Origin of the sequence: Streptomyces albiaxialis (assembly GCF_039530985.1) — a bacterium.
Taxonomy (GTDB): domain Bacteria; phylum Actinomycetota; class Actinomycetes; order Streptomycetales; family Streptomycetaceae; genus Streptomyces; species Streptomyces albiaxialis.
The window spans coordinates 78,904-94,201 of record NZ_BAAAPE010000025.1 but is presented as its reverse complement, the minus strand read 5'-3'; the positions used below and the strand labels follow the sequence as shown (position 1 = coordinate 94,201).

The following is a 15,298-nucleotide window of genomic DNA, read 5'->3' as shown; positions in this document are numbered from 1 at the left end:
CGCGTGACCGCCCGGGCCGCCCGGAGGTCGTCGGATCAAGGTCTCACCGAATGACGACACCTCCTGTCACGTTGCGGAGGGCTTTCAGGCCGTACGCCCGCCGGATTCCTCCGTCTCCAGGCCCAGCGCGTCCGCCAGGTCCTGCACATTGGTGAACGTGTCCCCCGCCGGGAGGCGGGCGGCCACGTCGAGGAGGCGGTCCGGGGCGTGGTTGCGCCGCAGGCAGGCGAGGACCGCGGAACGGTCCGCCGGATAGATCCCGCGCTCCAGATGGCGGGCCAGGTCGCTGCGCAGCGCCACGCTCTCCGAGGTGGCCAGCGGGGCCTCCGGGGCGCGCCCGGCCTCGGGCTGGTCGTCACCCGCGGGCTGGAGCTCGTGTTCCTCCTCGACCCGGAGCGCGCGGTCCGCCTTGAGTTCCCCCTGCATCTCCTTCTTGATCTCGTCGTCACGTACCGGGCTCATCTTGTCCCTGCCGTGCTGCGTCATTTCCGATCCCCTTCCCTCGAATCGAATTCCCCGGGCGGGTGCCACGCTCCGTACGGCGTATACGCGCGACCCTCCGGAAAAAGGTGGGTATCGGGCGATCCGTGTGTGCCGGGAAACGCGGGTAACCCGGCAGGCACCGTGCGGCGAGCGCGTACAGGAGTGCTGGTCGGAGCGGTGCTCGGGAAGGAGCCCGGAACCGATGGAAACATATGCGCAGGACCTGGCGGTGATGCGCGACCATCTGGTCGGCATCGTGCCGCTGCTGCTGGGCATCGGGATCGTCATCGCCCTGATCGGGGCGGTGTGGCTCGGCAAGAGAATACGCCGCCGCGAGCCCGCGCCCCCTTCCCCGGAATCCCAGCCGAGGCTGCCCGAAACGGGGCCGGTCGGCGAGGTCCAGGAATCCCGCATGCCCGACGAGATGCCCCGCGACGGGGTGCGGCGCCTCCCCCACGAGGGCGTCCGCGACTACGGCTCGGCCACCGACGACTCCCCGGAGGGCCACGGGCACAGAAGGTGGACGCCGGGGAACAGCGGCTCCTTCGGCAGCGGCGGCCCCGGGAGCGCCTGACGCCCCCCTCCGGAGCGCCTCGCCCGGTGCCGGAGCGTCGGCGCGGTCTCACCTGGTACCAGCGCTGTGCCGCGCGGTCCCGTCGACGACGTGACGCAGGACGTCGCAGGCGTACTGGGCCTCGTCCATCAACCGGGTCGCCTCCGCCAGGAGGATCCCGTACGGCTGGGAGGGGTCGCTCAGCGGCAGCTCGGTCCGGCGGGCGCCGGCGACCAGTTCCTCGCGCTTGTCCCGCGCCGTCTCGGCACAGGCGCACGCCTCCCGGGCCTGCTGCGCGAGATCCTTCCCGTCGATCTCGGCGAACCGGCAGATGATCCTCGCGAGCGCTTCGAGCAGGTCCGCGTAGTCCGTCAGGAAGCCGCGGCTCTCCTCGCCGTCCTCCTCGCGGCGCCATTTGCTCAGCGTGCGCGTCATCGACGCCACCTGGTAGGTGACGCGTTCCAGGGCGTCGATCAACGCCTGATAGTTGTCCAGCCCCTGGTCATGGGTGCTGCCGGGCAGGTGGCGGCGCGCGTTGTAGAAGCGGCTCTCCCAGGCCGTGGCGAAGGCCGAGCGGCTGTGCGTGACCGTGGTGCCCAGGGCAGTGGCGCGCTTCCGCCAGTTGTCGGAGCGCTCCTCGTCCCAGTCCTCGTCGCGCAGCGCCGGGTGGATGTCGTCCAGGAGCCCGACCAGGGCCTGGGCCAGCATGCGGATCCCATGCTCGGCCCGGCGGTAGCGGACCGGCGGCCAGACGCCGAGGTTGATCACGAGCGCGACCGCGCAGCCGATACCGACCAGGGCGAGGATCTCGCCGAGCTGGGTGAGCCGCTGTGCCGTGCCGCTCGCCGCGGCGTACGCGGAGAACGCGAAGAAGGCCGCCGTCGTCACCTGGCCGCCCTGCGGGCCCAGCGTCGGCCACCGCCCGATGACCAGGGCGATCAGCGCGACCAGGACGAACGTCAGCAGGTCGGGCCCGGCCAGTAGCCCCAGGCCCGCCTGGACGAAGACCCCCAGGCCCACGGCGCCCAGGTAGCGCAGCGCCTGGTGCAGCGACTGGTAGGCGGTCACCTGCGTGATGAGCACCGCGGAGAACGGCGCGAACGCCGGGGACGTCGCGGCCATGACGTCATGGGCGAGGTACCAGGAGATGCTCGCCGCGAGGGCGCTCTTGCCGATCAGCTCCAGCGTCTGGCGCTCCAGTCCCCCGGGCTGTCTCACCCGAGACGCCCACGCGCGCACGCGGCGCCGACGCTCCGTCACGGAGGTACGTTCGCGGCCCATCGTCCGACCTTGCCCCCGATTCCTTTCCCGTTGCCGGGCCGGGAGCGCTGCGTCTCCCGGCCTCCTCTCCGGTGTCCGGGTGGACCGCACGGGGAGCCGCACACATGAGGCCGCGGACCCGCCGTTGCCCGTGCCGCGGTTTCCCGCGTCATGAGGCGGTCACCCGCTCCGGGACGAGAAGCCGGAGGAGGAGGCATCATGCTCAAAGCCATCGCAGACGTGCTCAGGGCCATCGGCGGCGCCATCGCCACGGTGGTGACGCTGCCGTTCCGCGCCGTGGCCCGGCTCCTGGGCGGGGCGTCCCGCAGCGCGCACGGCCGCCACTGAAGCGCGGCCGCGGGCCGTCCGTCTCCTACGGCCGTCCCGAGGTTACTGACCGGTCGGCGGCGCGGCCGTCCGGTGGCGGAGGTAGCGGATGACGGGGTGACCGGGGGCGTGGGTGACCTCCGTGCGTACGCCGTAGACGTCCTGGATGAGGGAGGGAGTGAGCACGTCGGCCGGGGTGCCTTCGGCCACGGTGCGGCCGTCGCGGAGGACGAGCAGGCGGTCGCAGTACATCGCGGCGAGGTTGAGGTCGTGCAGGGCGATCACCGTGGTGACCGGGAGGCTCACGACGAGGTCGAGCAGGTCGAGCTGGTGCTGGATGTCCAGGTGGTTGGTGGGCTCGTCGAGGAGGAGTTCGCGGGGCTCCTGGGCGAGCGCCCGGGCGATCTGGGCGCGCTGGCGTTCGCCGCCGGAGAGGGTGTGCCAGGACTGGGCGGCCCGGCCGGTCAGGCCCGTACGTTCCAGGGCGTCCGTGACGGCCGGTCCGTCGGCGCCCGGGGCCGGGGACCACGCGCGGCGGTGCGGGATACGGCCCAGGGCCACGACCTCGCGGACGGTCAGCTCCGTCTGGGTGTGCGCGTGCTGCTCGACGGCGGCCACCCGGCGCGCGGTGGCGCGGCGTCCGACCTGCGGCAGGGGCCTGCCCTCCAGGGTGACGACCCCCGTCGAGGCGGCGAGCACGCCGGAGAGCAGACGCAGCAGTGTCGACTTTCCCGAGCCGTTGGGGCCGAGCAGGCCGACCGTCTCGCCGGGGCGGAGGGAGAGCGTGACGCCGTCGACGATGAGGCGGCCGTCGGCGCGCCGCCCCACGCGCTCGGCGCGCAGCCCGGGGTCGGGGCCGGGCGCGGGCTCGGGGCCTGCGATTTCCGGGCGCCGTGTCCGTTCGTTCGTGCTCATGCCCGCCTCCGGTCGCGGTAGAGAACGGCCACGAAGGCCGGGACGCCGATGAGGGACGTGACCACGCCCACCGGCACCTCCTGGGGATCGACCACGGTGCGGGCGAGGGTGTCCACCCACACCAGGAACACGGCCCCGGCCAGCGCCGTGACCGGCAGCAGACGGGCGTGGCCCGGCCCGGTGAGCGCGCGGGTGGCGTGCGGGAGCACCAGGCCGACGAAGCCGATCGCCCCGGCGCAGCTCACCAGCGCCGCGGTCAGCAGCGCGGTCACGCACAGCAGGACGAGACGGGCACGGCCCACCCGTACGCCCAGCCCGGCGGCGGCCTCCTCGCCGAAGGCGAAGGCGTCCAGCGTGGTCGCGTGCCCCAGGCAGACCACGAGGGCGACGGCCAGTACGCCCGCGCACAGCAGCACTTGGCCCCAGCCGGCCCCGGAGAGCGAGCCGAGCAGCCAGAACAGCACGCCCTTGGTGGTCTCGGCGTCCGCGGACGTCAGCACGATGAACGAGGTCAGCGCCGAGAAGAGCTGCATGGCGGCCACGCCGGACAGCACGACGCGGTCGGGGCTCGCGCCCAGCGTGTGGCTCAGCACCAGGACCATCGCGAAGGACAGCAGCGCCCCCGCGAAGGCGCCCCCGGACAGCGACACCGCCCCCGCCCCCGTCCCGAGCACGGCCACGGCGACCGCGCCCGTGGAGGCGCCGGAGGAGACGCCCAGCACGAAGGGGTCGGCGAGCGAGTTGCGCAGCAGCGACTGCATCACGGCGCCGCACAGCGCGAGTCCTGCGCCGCAGATCGCGGCGAGCACGGTGCGCGGCATCCGCAGGTTCCACACGATGCCGTCCCGCAGCGGGGTGAGCGCGCTCCGCTCCCCTCGGAAGTGGGCCGCGACCGATGTCCACACGTCGGCGGTGGAGATGTCGGCGGGCCCGATGGTCACCGCGAAGGCGACCGACACGGCCAGTGCCGCGAGGCCCGCGCAGGACAGCAGCAGCGGCGTACGGACGCCCGTGGCCGGGCGGATCCGCGGTACGCCCGTCCCCCGGCGGGCCCCGGTCAGGCCCGTCACTTGGCGAACCCGAGGTCGCGCAGGCCGTCGGCGACCTGCTCGACTCCTTCGACGGTGCGGATCGAGGGATTCATCGCCTGCCCGCTGAGCAGGATGTACCGCTTCTCGCGCACCGCCGTCAGGTGCCGGGTGGAGGGGTTCTTCTCCAGGTACGCGATCTTGGCCTTCGCGCTCTCCGCCGTCTCGGACTTCCTCGTCAGGTCGCCGAGGACGATGACGTCCGGGTCCCGGTCGGCCACCGTCTCCCAGTTGATCTGCGGCCACTCGTCCCGGGTGTCGGAGAAGGCGTTCTTCGCGCCGACGGCGCGGGTGATCGCGCCGGGCGCGCCGCAGCAGCCGGCGAGGTAGGGCGACTGGGCGTTGGCGAACCAGTACATGAGGGTGGTGTCGCGGACTTCGAGGCCGTCGGTGGCCTTCCGTACGCGCTCCTTGAGCCGCGCGACGAGCCGGTCGCCGCGCTTCTCGACGCCGAAGGCCCGGGCCAGGTCGCGTATCTCGCCGTAGACGGTGCCGAGCCCGAGCGGCCTGCTGCGCGACCCGTCGCCGCCGCTGCCGTTGTCCTTGCCCGCGGCGCAGTCGGACGGCGAGACGTACGTCGGCACGCCGAGCTTCTCGAACTGCTCGCGGGTGGCGACTCCGCCCCTGCCGAGCGTGGAGACGAACGAGGCGGTGACGAGGTCGGGCTCGGAGTCCAGGACCTTCTCGAAGGAGGGGTTGTTGTCGGCGAGCCGCGGCACGGACCGGTTGGCCTTGCCCAGCCCCTTCATCACCGGGTCGGTCCAGGTGGCAGTGCCGGCCAGCCGGTCTTCGAGGCCGAGGGAGAGCAGGATCTCCGTCGTGCCCTGGTTGAGGGAGACCGCGCGGCGCGGCGCCGTCCTCAACTCGACCTCGTGGCCGCAGTTGCTGAGGGTGCGCGGGTAGCCGTGGGCCGCCGCTTTCTGCTGTGCGGCACCGCCCCCGCCACCTCCGCACGCGGTGAGCAGGAGAACAGGGGCGAGCAGGAGTGCCGCGCCACGCCGGGCACGGAACAGGGGCATGCGGAACACGGATATGACCTTGTGCTGTCGGGGCTCGGGAACGCGGAGCCTGGCCTACATGGTTCCGCGACGCGTCGGGCGCCGCGGTGCCAGCAGGTCTTCGGACTCGGGTTCGTCCGGACGGGGCGCCTTCCCGGTGCCTCGCGCGCCGGCCGCTCGGCCCGCCCGCTCCGCCCCAGTGGCGTCTACTGCCCCGCCCGTCCCCCTCACCGCTGCGCGTCAGTTCCGGATTTCCACCGGATTCCCTGGCCTCGGCAGGCACGACTGGCCCCGGCAGCGTATCAATCACGCTCCCGCGCCCGAGGCCCCGCCCGAGGGGGCTCAGTGCACGCAGAGGCAGAACGGATGGCCCGCCGGGTCCGCGTACACCCGCCAGTTGGCCTCCGGGTGGATCTCGTCGGTCCGCTCCAGCACGGTCGCGCCGAGGGCGAGAGCGCGCGCCTCCTCGCCGTCGAGGTCGTCCACGTCGAAGTCCAGGTGGAGCTGCTGCGGGTGCTCCTGTCCGGGCCAGGCGGGCGGCCGGTAGCCGTCCACCCGCTGGCACGCGAGCGGCGTCCCCTCGAACCCGTGGACCTCGACCCAGTCGAGGTCGCCCGGGTCGGACACCACCCGGCCACCGAGCAGTTCCGCGTAGAACTCCGCCAGCCGTACCGGATCGGCACAGTCCAACGCGACAGCCTGCAGCTTCCGAATCACTCCGGCACTCCTTGTCCCCGTGGCCACTTCCGCGGCGTACGCGCCGTACGCCACCTCCCCGCGTGCCGCTCAGCGTTCCACATCGCGGCGTACGGCGGGCGGCGTACGGCGTACAGGGGGCGCCGTCAGCGGAAGTCCTCCGCCCGGTCGCGTGCCCACCGGGCGAATGTGCGGGCCGGGCGGCCCGTCACGGCCTCGGCGGTCGGCAGCGGGCCCAGGGCGTCGGGGTCGAAGTCCTCGATGTCCGCCGGGTCGGCCGGATTGCCGTCGTAATCGGTGAAGCCCAGCAGGAAGTCCGCGGCCTCGGCGGCGAGTCCGCCGATCCGCGCGTAGATCTCGCGCGCCTCCGCCGGGGTGACCCGCTCGAACGCGATCTCCTCGCCGAGCGCGTCGGCGATGGCCCTGACCTGGTCGCGCGAGCTGATCGACTCCGGCCCGTTGATGTCGTACGCCCTGCCGTGGTGCCCGTCCTCCAGCAGGGCCTTCAGCGCCACGTCGGCGACGTCCCGCTCGTGCACGGGGAACCAGGCCGCGTCCGGATTCGCGTCCCGCACCACGCGCTCGGCCCGGATCGACGGCCCCCACAGCGCGAGCTTGTTGGCCGCGAACTCGCCCGGCCGGAGGTGCGTCCATTCCAGCCCCGACTCCTCCACGGCACGTTCGACCGGCGGATGGAAGGTCCTGTCGAAGCCGCCGGTCACCGCGCCCGACGAGAGCACGACGATCCGCCGGACACCCGCCCGCGCGGCGCGCGCGACGACCTCCTTCGCCGTCGACGGCTCCGGGAAGAGGAACATCCGGTCCACGCCGTCGAACGGCACGCTCGCCGGCTCCGTGAGGTCCCCCCGGACGACCTCCGCACCGGGCAGATCCGCCCTCGCCGGGTCCCTGGTCAGCGCCCGCACCCGTACCCCCGCCTCGACCAGACCCGCTGTCACATGCCGTCCCACATTCCCGGTCGCCCCGGTGACCAGCACTCGCACGTGTGCCCTCCCTTTTTCCGTACGCCCTACGGATATTCTTTACCGTACCATCTACGGAAAAGAAGGAGGCCCGATGGAACGCAGCGGCGGCGGAGACCCCCGGGAGACCCTGCGCCTGCTCTGGCGTTCCCCGCGGGCCCGGTCGGGGCGCGGCAGGCCGCCCAAGGTCTCGCTGGAGAAGATCGTCGCGGCGGCCGTGGCGCTGGCGGACCGCGAGGGGCCCGACGCCATGACCATGGACCGGGTCGCCGCGTCCCTCGGGGTCGGCACGATGACGCTCTACAGCCACGTGCCCGGCAAGGCCGAACTGGTCGACCTGATGGTCGATGCCGCCCGGCAGGAACTCGACCTGACCCCCTCGGGCCCGTGGCGCGCCCGGATCGAGCACTACGCGAAGCAGACCGTGGCCCTGCACGAGCGCCACCCGTGGCTGCGGACGGTCTCGACCGTACGGCCACCCCTGGGCCCCGGGCTGCTCGCCCGGGACAACTTCCTGCTGGCGGCCCTGTCCACGGCCGGGCTGCCCGCCGCCGAGATGTCCGCGGCGAGCGACTCCCTGGTCACCTTCGTCGACGGCGCGGCCGCCAACCTCGCCGAGCACGGCCGTGCCGAGCGGCTCAGCGGGCAGTCCGACGAGGCGTGGTGGGCCGAGCGCCAGGTGTTCTGGGAGAGCTTCTTCGACCCGGCGCGCTACCCGGCGATCGCGCAGACCTGGCACGACGGCGGCTTCGACCGCGACGCGGCCGAGGCCGCCGCGAACGCCTTCGACCTCGGCCTGCGCGCCCTGCTCGACGGAATCGCCGCCATGGCCGAGCGGAACCGCTGACCGGTCAGGCCTGACCCTCCCCGCGCGGCGCCGTCGCCGGCAGTTCCACGGTGACGCGGAGGCCGCCGGCGGGGCGCGGGGCGAGGGTCAGTGTGCCGTCGTGGGCCTGGACGATGGTCTTGACGAGCGCCAGCCCGAGGCCGACGCCCGCGTGGTCGGCGTGGATGCGTTCGGTGCCGCGCTGGAACGGCTCGGTGAGCGTCGCGACCGTGTCCGGGGCGAGCCTCTCGCCGGTGTTCTCGACGGTGAGCGTCACGGCCTCGGGGCGGACGCCGGTGCCGGTGCCGGTGTGGACCCGCACGAGGCCTCCCTCGGGCAGGTTGTGGACGATCGCGTTGTGCGCGTCACGTCGAACGCGTCGGAGAGTTCCCGGAATTCGTCCCTTCGGCCCGGCAGCCGGATGCGGTGGGAGAGGGAACCGTTCGTGGCCAAACGGGTGGCGTCCGAGATCCTGGCCAGCGGGGAGAGCATGCTGCCCGCGAGGATCCACCCGCCCACGAGGCCGAATACCAGCAGGAACACCATGGACGCGGCTGCCTCAGTGGCCATTCTCGGTTCCGTTTCCGGAGGCCGTGTCGATGCGGTATCCCACGCCCGGCACGGTGGCGATGACCCAGGGTTCCCCGAGGCGTTTGCGCAGTGCCGAGACGGTGATGCGTACGGCATTGGTGAACGGGTCGGCATTCGCGTCCCATGCCCGTTCCAGAAGTTCCTCGGCACTGACGACCCCGCCTTCCGCGGCGACGAGGACTTCGAGCACGGCGAACTGTTTCCGGGTCAGCGCGACATAGCGGCCGTCCCGGAAGACCTCCCTGCGGAACGCGTCGAGACGCAGGCCCGCGATCTCCCGCACGGGCGGCCTGTTGTGGGCACGCCTGCGGTCCAGGGCCCTGAGCCTGAGCGCCAGTTCCTGGATCTCGAAGGGTTTCGTCAGGTAGTCGTCGGCGCCGAGTTCGAAGCCGGTGACCTTGTCGTCGAGCCGGTCGGCGGCGGTCAGCATGAGAATCGGCATGCCATTGCCGGAGGCCACGATGTGCTGGGCGATCTCGTCACCGGACGGCCCGGGGATGTCGCGGTCGAGGACGGCGATGTCGTAGGCGTTGACACCCAGCAGTTCCATGGCCGTGCCGCCGTCGCCCGCGATGTCGGCCGCGATCGCCTCCAGGCGCAGGCCGTCACGGATGGCTTCCGCCATGAAGGGCTCGTCCTCGACGATCAGCACGCGCATGCTCCCGATGCTACGGGGCGGCGCATATCGTCGGCGTATCGAAAATCCCATACGTGCCGGCAACACGGCGGGGCCTTGACTGGCCGCATGAATCACACAACATCCTCGTCGCGCACCCTGGCCCAGCGGATTCACCGGCGTCTCGTCGTCGGTCTCATCGCCCTCGTCGCCACGGCCGCCGCGGCCCTCGGCTACGAGGCGGAGAACTCCTCGTCCTCCGCTCCTCCCCCGGCCGCCTCGGCCTCGAAGTTCCCCGGCGGGAAACCCCACGGCCCGCTGGGCGAGGCCGACGGCGCCGTTCCCGACGGGACGACGGTTCTCGGCGGCCGCATTCCGGCGGTGAGCAGACTCGGGCCGGAATTACTCAAGGCCCTTCAGCGGGCCGCCGAGGACGCCGCGGGCGACGGGGTCATCCTCTATGTCAACAGCGGCTGGCGTTCCCCGGAATACCAGGACGAGCTGCTCCGGAAAGCGATATCCGAGTACGGCTCCGAATCCGAGGCCGCCCAATGGGTGGCCACCCCGAAGACGTCACCCCATGTGTCGGGAGAGGCCGTCGATCTCGGGCGCTCCGACGCCACGGAATGGCTCTCCGGGCACGGCGCCGCGTACGGGCTCTGCCAGATCTACCGGAACGAGCCCTGGCACTACGAGCTGCGCCCCGAAGCTACCGACCAGGGCTGCCCCCGCATGTACGCCGACCCCACCCACGACCCGAGGATGCGGAAGTGACCGGCACAGAAACGGCCGAACGGGCCGACACGGCCGAACCCGTCGACACGGCCGAACGGGCCGACACGGCCGAACCCGTCGGCGCGGCGGAACAGACCCCGACAGCCGGGCCCTGGAAACGCGGCAGGCTGCTCGCGGCGCTCGCACTCCTGCTCGGGCTCCTCCTGCTGCTGCACACGCACCTCACGGACCGCGGAGGCCTCGGCAGCCTGGTGGATACCTTCCTGCCGTGGTCCGGCCTGCTCGTCCCCGTGCTGCTGGCCGGGGCGGTGTGGCGGCGCTCCGCCTCCGCGGCGGTCGCGCTGCTGCTCCCGGCCGTGGTGTGGCTGAGCCTCTTCGGGGGTCTGCTCACCGACAAGTCCCACGCGGGCGGCGCCCTCACCCTGGCCAGTCACAACGTCGGCGCCGACAACCCCGACCCGGCCGCCACCGCCCGCGACCTGACCGCCTCCGGCGCGGACGTACTCGCCCTGGAGGAGATCACCCCCGAGGCGAGGCCGCGGTACGAGAAGGCGCTGGCGAAGGCCTATCCTCACCACGCCGTGCGGGGCACGGTCGGGCTGTGGAGCAAGCGGCCGCTGTCGGACGTCCGCGCCGTCGACACCGAGACCGACGTCGGGCCGCTCGCGGACACCAAGCCGGAGGCCGCCAGGATGGCCGACAGCCGGGCACTGCGCGCGACGGTGGCCACGGACCGGGGGCCGCTCGCGGTGTACGTGGCGCACCTGGGGTCCGTACGGGTGCTCCCCGGCGAAGGCTTCGCGACGGGCACCCGCGACCGTAACGCGAGGGCGCTCGCCAGGGCCGTGGCCGCCGAGCGCAACAGGCGCGTGGTGCTGCTCGGCGACCTCAACGGCACCGTGGACGACCGCGCGTTCGCCGGTCTCACCTCGCGGCTGCGCTCGGCGCAGGAGGAGGCCGGGGACGGCTTCGGCTTCACCTGGCCCGCGTCGTTCCCCGTGGCGCGGATCGACCAGATCCTCGTGCGGGGCGCGGAGCCGAAGGGCTCGTGGGTGCTGCCCGCCACCGGCAGCGATCATCTGCCGGTGGCGGCCGGGATCGACTGGTGAACGCCGCCCGGGCGGTGCCCGCCGCCCCTCGCGCTCACAGCTCCTTGAGGTACAGCGTGCGGGCGTACGCGTCGAAGTCGGCGAGGTGCGCGGTGATGAAGTCCACCTCGTGTCCGACCACGTAGAAGACGACGTCGACGCCGGACTCCTCCACCCGCCAGCCGTACCGGACGGAGATCATGGGCCCCGCCTCCCGGTCGTGCCAGCGGTTGACGGCGCGCATCCCCTCACCGAGCCGCCCGCCCGGGAAGGCCTCCGGCGCGAAGGGATGCGACAGCTCTTCCGCGTTGCCCCGGACCATCGTGCGCAGTTCCGTCTCCCGGTCCCCCTCGATGGCGCTGACGACGGCGAACGCCTGGTGCGGCGGTTTGCCGGGTTCGGGCGCGAAGAGGTACGCGTAGTGCGCCGGGAACGAGGAGAAGAGCCGCGAGAAGTCCACGAGCCAGTCCCGGAGTTTCTTCACGTTCCGCCGCTTCGGCCTCTCCCCGTGCAGGAGCAGCATCGCCCTGGCGCATTCCCCGGCCCAGTTCTCGCGCCAGTCGTCATGCTTTTCCCCCAGGGGCATGGGGAACCAGGGCTCCTCCGTGTCGGAGTCCACCATGAAGACCACATGCGCCTGTATGTCACTGGGCTGCACCATTCGGCTCCTTTCGCGCTTCTCTTCGCCCTCGGCATACGGTTCCGGGGGCGCAGCCTAGTGCCCGGTCGGGGCGGGCATTTACTGCGGAGTCAGCAGGACGACGGGGATTTCGCGCTCGGTCTTGCGCGCGTATTCGTCGTAGAGCGGGAAGATGCCGGCCATCTGGCGCCAGAGGGTCTCGCGTTCGGCCGGGGAGGCGACCCGGGCCCGGGCGGTGAACCGGCGGGGGCCGACCTGGACCCCGACGCTCGGTTCGGCCCGGAGGTTCTTGAACCATGCCGGGTCCTCGTCGGCGCCTCCCTTGGAGGCGACGACGACGAAGTCGTCGCCCGCGGTGCCGTAGATCAGGCACGTGCGGCGCGGAGTGCCGGTCCGGCGTCCGGTCGTGGCGAGCACGAGCGTGTGGACGCCGTTCATCTCGTGCCCCTCGGTGCCGCCCGAGGCCAGATAGGTTCGGGTCTGCTCGGCGACCCAGTCCCACTGCGAGTCGGTGGCGCGGTCGAGGTCATCGGCGACTGCCATGGCGGACGGTCCCTTCAGTGAAGTTCTTCGACCAGCCCGATGATGCTGCCTTCGGGGCCGCGGACATAGCAGGACGGCAGATGTCCTTGCACCGCGCCACCTCGCCCACCGGTTCGGCCCCCGTGACCCGCGCGGCCCGTCGGCGGCCGCTCCTGTCCCGGGGACGGAGCCGGTGCGGCGTCTCGACACGACCGCGACCGTGACGGCGGTCAGCGGGTCACGGCGAACATGAGCGCGGCGATCAGGACCGCCAGGGCGCCGAGGGTGGCGCCGATGAGGGAGGGCCCGAAGTTCGTGGCCCGGCCCCGCTCGCTGTTCCAGACCCCTCGCGCCCCGAGCAGAAGAGCGAGCACCCCCAGGGGTGCGGCCACGAAGTCGCCGATCACGGGGAAGAACGAGCCCAGCAGGGCGACGATCCCCAGGGCCAGGGACAGCTCCCCCGGCCGGTTGCCGGCCGCCCCGGGAGTCCCGGGAGCCCCGGAAGCCCCGCCGCCCCCACCCTCCCCGTCCTGGTGCGGCATGCGGCCCTCTCACGCTGCGGTCCCGGTACGTCTCGCGAGCCACGCTACCCCGACGGCGCCCGGCACACGGCCGGGCACCGCGCTCCGGAGCCGCCGGGACGGGAGGGGCCAGCCCCCCCGACCGGTTCACCGGGGCGGAGCGTCCCGTCACTCGCCGACGATCGCGCGCAGCGCGGCCCGGTGGGCCTCGTAGGCCTTGCGGCCCTCGGGGGTGAGGGTCAGCCAGACGCGTTGGCGGGTGTCGCGTACGGCCTTGCGTTGCTCGACGTATCCGGCGTCCATCAGGACCGTCACGTGTTTGCTCAGCACCGAGGCGGAGACGTCGAGCTGGCGCTGGACGACCCCGAACTCGGCCTCGCCCGCGGTGTCGAGCAGGGCGCAGATGCGCAGGCGGTTCGGCGCGTGGATCGTGGCGTCGAAGCCGTCACCGGCACGGGCGGGGGACGTCATACGGCCTTCCGGTGCAGGCGGACGAAGGCGAGGTGCGCGGCGAGGGAGGCCCCGGCCCCGAGGGCGGAGGCGGCGAACAGCCACGCGGGCTGCGCGGTGAGGCGGAAGAGCGCCACCGAGCCCAGCAGCAGGGCCGGGAGCCCGATGAGGAGCGACAGCACGGCGGGGCGGGGGAGGACGTCCATACGGAGCGCGACCCCCGTCTTCCGGCGCCAGTTGGCCCCGGCGACCGCGAAGAGCGCCAGATATCCCACGGTGAGGAGGCCCATGATGACGCCCCAGGTGAAGGGCGGCAGGAGCCACTGCGGGCTCGCCACCACTCCCCCGTAGACGGGCGGGAGGGCCGCCGTGTAGAGCGTGAGCGTGGCGGTGAACCAGCGTGGCCACGGCGTCGCGGAGAGGGCGGCGGTGGCCGCCTGGACGTGCTGGATGTCCGCCAGGGCCGCGCTGGCCTGCCGAGCGGTCGGACGGACTCCCCCGTTGGTTTCCATGCCGGAAACAGTAGCCGTGAGTTTCCATTGCGGCAAGACTCGAATTTCCGCTACGGAAACACGTCACGCCCCCAGCAGGGCCATGACGTAGGCGTCCAGCCGCTCCTCCACGGCCCGCGTCGTCAGCTCCGGCCTCCCCGCCTTCCGCCAGGCCTCCGCCACCTCCCGTACCTCCTCCGAGGACGACAACGCGTCCCGCACCCGCCAGTACAGCCGTGCGTCCGGGCGCGCGGCGAGGGCCCCGCCCGCCTCCTCGTAGGCCTCGGTGAACCGCAGGCCCCACGCCGGGCCGTGCAGCAGCGCGAGGACGGTGGCGCAGTGCGCCACATCGAGGTCCGCCGGGCCCCAGGAGGGCTGCGCCCAGTCGATGACGCCGGTGATACGGGTGCCCGCCCGCCCCGTCGGCGGCACGGCGAACAGCACGTTGCCGGGCTGGAAGTCCCGGTGCAGGTAACACCCCTCGTACGGCGGCGGGGGCTCACGGATCACGTCGACGGCCGCCGCCCACGCCCCCGCGTCGGCGCCCCTCGGCACGACCACGGTCTCGGCGGTCGTCAACGCCTCGTACGGGCGGGGCCGTTCGGCGGGCCGCAGGGCGTGGATCGCCACGAGCTGGCGCGCCAGCAGCGGGACGCGCTCCTCCACCCCCTCGTCGTCGAGGACGGTCCGGCCGGGCACATGGGCCAGCAGCAGCGACGGATTCGCGCACTGTTCGGCGGCGGGATCGGCCGCGACCAGCGCGGGGGCCGGAACGTCGGTCCCCGCGAGCAGGGTCAGCGCCTCGACCTCCCTGGTCAGCCAGCCCTCGGCACGCCCCGCGTCGAACGTGTCGGCGAAGGTCCGCAGCACCAGATGACGGGTGCCGCCGTTCCGCGTACGGACGGTGAGGCGCCACACCTCGGCGGTGATGCCGCCGTGCAGCGCCTCGGCCCTGACGATGCGTTCGCCGTCCCCCAGTTGCCGCTCCGCCCAAGCCATGGTCAACGGCCGGACGCCCGCCGTCTCCCGGGCGTACTCCTGGTCGCTCATCGCGTCTTCTCCTCGTCTCTCATCCGTCCGGCGGGGCCGTGCGGTGCGCCGGGTGGGCGCACCCGGCGGAGTGACTCCTCGGTCGTCCGTGCATATCCGGGATCCAGGCCAGGCAGCTCTTCTACGCCCTGAACAGCAACGATCGAGGAGTTCCCCATGAAGACCACCAAGGCCCTCGCCGCCGTCCTGATCGCCGGAGCCGCCCTCCTCGGGGCCGCGGGCTCCGCGTCCGCCGCACCGGCCGGGGGCGACCCGATGGCGGGCATCGCCCTCAAGGCGTCCGACGCCTCCATGGCCAAGGCGGGCCCCGTGGCGGCCGGTGGCGGCAGCCACACGAAGGGGCTCCTCGTCGGCCCGAACTTCTGACCGCAGCGCGGCCTCCGGCATCCGTATCGACGCACGGGCGTACGGGCGTACGGGCCGTACGCGGGCACGAGTACGGGTGCCGGAGGCCGTGCCGAGGCC

Annotated in this window: 20 protein-coding genes, 1 pseudogene and 1 riboswitch; of the genes and pseudogenes, 6 read left to right on the top strand and 15 right to left on the bottom strand. The window is 72.9% G+C overall.

Features of this window, described 5'->3' with window-relative positions:
- Positions 1-84: 84 nt before the first annotated feature.
- Positions 85-486: a DUF2795 domain-containing protein gene (locus tag ABD343_RS36875; RefSeq protein WP_344534736.1), complete on the bottom strand. Its 402-nt coding sequence runs from the start codon at positions 484-486 to the stop codon at positions 85-87.
- Positions 487-685: 199 nt separating this feature from the next.
- On the opposite strand from ABD343_RS36875, the gene ABD343_RS36870 reads away from it, so the two are divergent.
- Positions 686-1,057: a DUF6479 family protein gene (locus tag ABD343_RS36870; protein ID WP_344534734.1), complete on the top strand. Its 372-nt coding sequence runs from the start codon at positions 686-688 to the stop codon at positions 1,055-1,057.
- A 48-nt stretch (positions 1,058-1,105) separates the two neighbouring features.
- On the opposite strand, the gene ABD343_RS36865 is transcribed toward ABD343_RS36870, so the two are convergent.
- A complete protein-coding gene (locus ABD343_RS36865; RefSeq protein ID WP_344534733.1) occupies positions 1,106-2,254 on the bottom strand; it encodes an FUSC family protein in 1,149 nt (382 codons plus the stop codon).
- Positions 2,255-2,515: 261 nt separating this feature from the next.
- Here ABD343_RS36865 and ABD343_RS36860 point away from each other — a divergent pair, with 261 nt between their 5' ends.
- The gene (locus ABD343_RS36860) at positions 2,516-2,644 is read left to right on the top strand and encodes an LPFR motif small protein (RefSeq protein WP_344534732.1); all 129 of its coding nucleotides are present in this window, start codon (positions 2,516-2,518) and stop codon (positions 2,642-2,644) included.
- A gap of 42 nt (positions 2,645-2,686) precedes the next feature.
- On the opposite strand, the gene ABD343_RS36855 is transcribed toward ABD343_RS36860, so the two are convergent.
- The 5 genes from ABD343_RS36855 to ABD343_RS36835 all read right to left on the bottom strand — a co-directional run bounded on the left by ABD343_RS36855 (position 2,687) and on the right by ABD343_RS36835 (position 7,324).
- Positions 2,687-3,538 carry an ABC transporter ATP-binding protein gene (locus tag ABD343_RS36855; protein WP_344534731.1) on the bottom strand — a complete coding sequence of 284 codons (852 nt, stop codon included), beginning with the start codon at positions 3,536-3,538 and terminating at the stop codon, positions 2,687-2,689.
- The gene (locus tag ABD343_RS36850; protein ID WP_425578364.1) at positions 3,535-4,563 is read right to left on the bottom strand and encodes a FecCD family ABC transporter permease; all 1,029 of its coding nucleotides are present in this window, start codon (positions 4,561-4,563) and stop codon (positions 3,535-3,537) included. Before ABD343_RS36850 ends, ABD343_RS36855 begins: the two co-directional genes overlap by 4 nt.
- A 41-nt stretch (positions 4,564-4,604) precedes the next feature.
- The gene (locus ABD343_RS36845) at positions 4,605-5,645 is read right to left on the bottom strand and encodes an ABC transporter substrate-binding protein (RefSeq protein WP_344534849.1); all 1,041 of its coding nucleotides are present in this window, start codon (positions 5,643-5,645) and stop codon (positions 4,605-4,607) included.
- A 74-nt stretch (positions 5,646-5,719) separates the two neighbouring features.
- Positions 5,720-5,929: riboswitch (cobalamin riboswitch) on the bottom strand.
- A 37-nt stretch (positions 5,930-5,966) separates the two neighbouring features.
- Positions 5,967-6,341, bottom strand: coding sequence for a VOC family protein (locus ABD343_RS36840; protein WP_344534730.1), 375 nt, complete (start codon positions 6,339-6,341; stop codon positions 5,967-5,969).
- 125 nt (positions 6,342-6,466) lie between these two features.
- A complete protein-coding gene (locus ABD343_RS36835) occupies positions 6,467-7,324 on the bottom strand; it encodes an SDR family oxidoreductase (protein ID WP_344534728.1) in 858 nt (285 codons plus the stop codon).
- A 73-nt stretch (positions 7,325-7,397) separates the two neighbouring features.
- On the opposite strand from ABD343_RS36835, the gene ABD343_RS36830 reads away from it, so the two are divergent.
- Complete coding sequence (locus tag ABD343_RS36830; RefSeq protein WP_344534726.1) at positions 7,398-8,150, top strand: TetR/AcrR family transcriptional regulator; 753 nt, start codon at positions 7,398-7,400, stop codon at positions 8,148-8,150.
- A 4-nt stretch (positions 8,151-8,154) separates the two neighbouring features.
- On the opposite strand, the pseudogene ABD343_RS36825 reads toward ABD343_RS36830, so the two are convergent.
- Positions 8,155-8,696: pseudogene (locus ABD343_RS36825) on the bottom strand (sensor histidine kinase); the annotation flags it as partial.
- Positions 8,689-9,378 (bottom strand): response regulator transcription factor, encoded by a 690-nt coding sequence (locus ABD343_RS36820; protein ID WP_344534725.1) that lies wholly within the window; start codon positions 9,376-9,378, stop codon positions 8,689-8,691. The gene ABD343_RS36820 and the pseudogene ABD343_RS36825, both read right to left, overlap by 8 nt.
- Before the next feature lie 87 nt (positions 9,379-9,465).
- Here ABD343_RS36820 and ABD343_RS36815 point away from each other — a divergent pair, with 87 nt between their 5' ends.
- Together ABD343_RS36815 and ABD343_RS36810 are read left to right on the top strand one after the other, a co-directional pair.
- Positions 9,466-10,110: a M15 family metallopeptidase gene (locus ABD343_RS36815; RefSeq protein WP_344534724.1), complete on the top strand. Its 645-nt coding sequence runs from the start codon at positions 9,466-9,468 to the stop codon at positions 10,108-10,110.
- A 128-nt stretch (positions 10,111-10,238) separates the two neighbouring features.
- Entirely contained in the window at positions 10,239-11,180 is a 942-nt protein-coding gene (locus tag ABD343_RS36810) for an endonuclease/exonuclease/phosphatase family protein (RefSeq protein ID WP_344534847.1), read from the top strand.
- Positions 11,181-11,214: 34 nt separating this feature from the next.
- On the opposite strand, the gene ABD343_RS36805 is transcribed toward ABD343_RS36810, so the two are convergent.
- From ABD343_RS36805 to ABD343_RS36780, 6 genes are all read right to left on the bottom strand, one after another.
- The gene (locus ABD343_RS36805) at positions 11,215-11,820 is read right to left on the bottom strand and encodes a hypothetical protein (RefSeq protein WP_344534722.1); all 606 of its coding nucleotides are present in this window, start codon (positions 11,818-11,820) and stop codon (positions 11,215-11,217) included.
- 78 nt (positions 11,821-11,898) lie between these two features.
- Positions 11,899-12,342 carry a nitroreductase family deazaflavin-dependent oxidoreductase gene (locus ABD343_RS36800; RefSeq protein WP_344534720.1) on the bottom strand — a complete coding sequence of 148 codons (444 nt, stop codon included), beginning with the start codon at positions 12,340-12,342 and terminating at the stop codon, positions 11,899-11,901.
- Positions 12,343-12,551: 209 nt separating this feature from the next.
- The gene (locus ABD343_RS36795) at positions 12,552-12,863 is read right to left on the bottom strand and encodes a hypothetical protein (RefSeq protein ID WP_344534718.1); all 312 of its coding nucleotides are present in this window, start codon (positions 12,861-12,863) and stop codon (positions 12,552-12,554) included.
- A gap of 147 nt (positions 12,864-13,010) precedes the next feature.
- Positions 13,011-13,313, bottom strand: a complete 303-nt coding sequence (locus tag ABD343_RS36790) for a transcriptional regulator (protein ID WP_344534716.1) — start codon at positions 13,311-13,313, stop codon at positions 13,011-13,013.
- Positions 13,310-13,804, bottom strand: a complete 495-nt coding sequence (locus ABD343_RS36785) for a hypothetical protein (protein ID WP_344534714.1) — start codon at positions 13,802-13,804, stop codon at positions 13,310-13,312. The genes ABD343_RS36790 and ABD343_RS36785 overlap by 4 nt, the downstream gene beginning before the upstream one ends.
- A 63-nt stretch (positions 13,805-13,867) precedes the next feature.
- Positions 13,868-14,833, bottom strand: a complete 966-nt coding sequence (locus ABD343_RS36780) for a phosphotransferase family protein (protein WP_344534712.1) — start codon at positions 14,831-14,833, stop codon at positions 13,868-13,870.
- Positions 14,834-14,989: 156 nt separating this feature from the next.
- Here ABD343_RS36780 and ABD343_RS36775 point away from each other — a divergent pair, with 156 nt between their 5' ends.
- Positions 14,990-15,199: a hypothetical protein gene (locus ABD343_RS36775; protein WP_344534710.1), complete on the top strand. Its 210-nt coding sequence runs from the start codon at positions 14,990-14,992 to the stop codon at positions 15,197-15,199.
- The last annotated feature ends 99 nt before the right edge of the window (positions 15,200-15,298 follow it).

Excerpts from the sequence above, each read along its gene's own strand:
- ABD343_RS36875 (WP_344534736.1), bottom strand. The coding sequence starts at position 486 with ATGACGCAGCACGGCAGGGACAAGATGAGCCCGGTACGTGACGACGAG.
- ABD343_RS36870 (WP_344534734.1), top strand. The coding sequence starts at position 686 with ATGGAAACATATGCGCAGGACCTGGCGGTGATGCGCGACCATCTGGTC.
- ABD343_RS36860 (WP_344534732.1), top strand. The coding sequence starts at position 2,516 with ATGCTCAAAGCCATCGCAGACGTGCTCAGGGCCATCGGCGGCGCCATC.
- ABD343_RS36855 (WP_344534731.1), bottom strand. The coding sequence starts at position 3,538 with ATGAGCACGAACGAACGGACACGGCGCCCGGAAATCGCAGGCCCCGAG.
- ABD343_RS36845 (WP_344534849.1), bottom strand. The coding sequence starts at position 5,645 with ATGCCCCTGTTCCGTGCCCGGCGTGGCGCGGCACTCCTGCTCGCCCCT.
- ABD343_RS36830 (WP_344534726.1), top strand. The coding sequence starts at position 7,398 with ATGGAACGCAGCGGCGGCGGAGACCCCCGGGAGACCCTGCGCCTGCTC.
- ABD343_RS36820 (WP_344534725.1), bottom strand. The coding sequence starts at position 9,378 with ATGCGCGTGCTGATCGTCGAGGACGAGCCCTTCATGGCGGAAGCCATC.
- ABD343_RS36815 (WP_344534724.1), top strand. The coding sequence starts at position 9,466 with ATGAATCACACAACATCCTCGTCGCGCACCCTGGCCCAGCGGATTCAC.
- ABD343_RS36805 (WP_344534722.1), bottom strand. The coding sequence starts at position 11,820 with ATGGTGCAGCCCAGTGACATACAGGCGCATGTGGTCTTCATGGTGGAC.
- ABD343_RS36800 (WP_344534720.1), bottom strand. The coding sequence starts at position 12,342 with ATGGCAGTCGCCGATGACCTCGACCGCGCCACCGACTCGCAGTGGGAC.
- ABD343_RS36795 (WP_344534718.1), bottom strand. The coding sequence starts at position 12,863 with ATGCCGCACCAGGACGGGGAGGGTGGGGGCGGCGGGGCTTCCGGGGCT.
- ABD343_RS36790 (WP_344534716.1), bottom strand. The coding sequence starts at position 13,313 with ATGACGTCCCCCGCCCGTGCCGGTGACGGCTTCGACGCCACGATCCAC.
- ABD343_RS36785 (WP_344534714.1), bottom strand. The coding sequence starts at position 13,804 with ATGGAAACCAACGGGGGAGTCCGTCCGACCGCTCGGCAGGCCAGCGCG.
- ABD343_RS36780 (WP_344534712.1), bottom strand. The coding sequence starts at position 14,833 with ATGAGCGACCAGGAGTACGCCCGGGAGACGGCGGGCGTCCGGCCGTTG.
- ABD343_RS36775 (WP_344534710.1), top strand. The coding sequence starts at position 14,990 with ATGAAGACCACCAAGGCCCTCGCCGCCGTCCTGATCGCCGGAGCCGCC.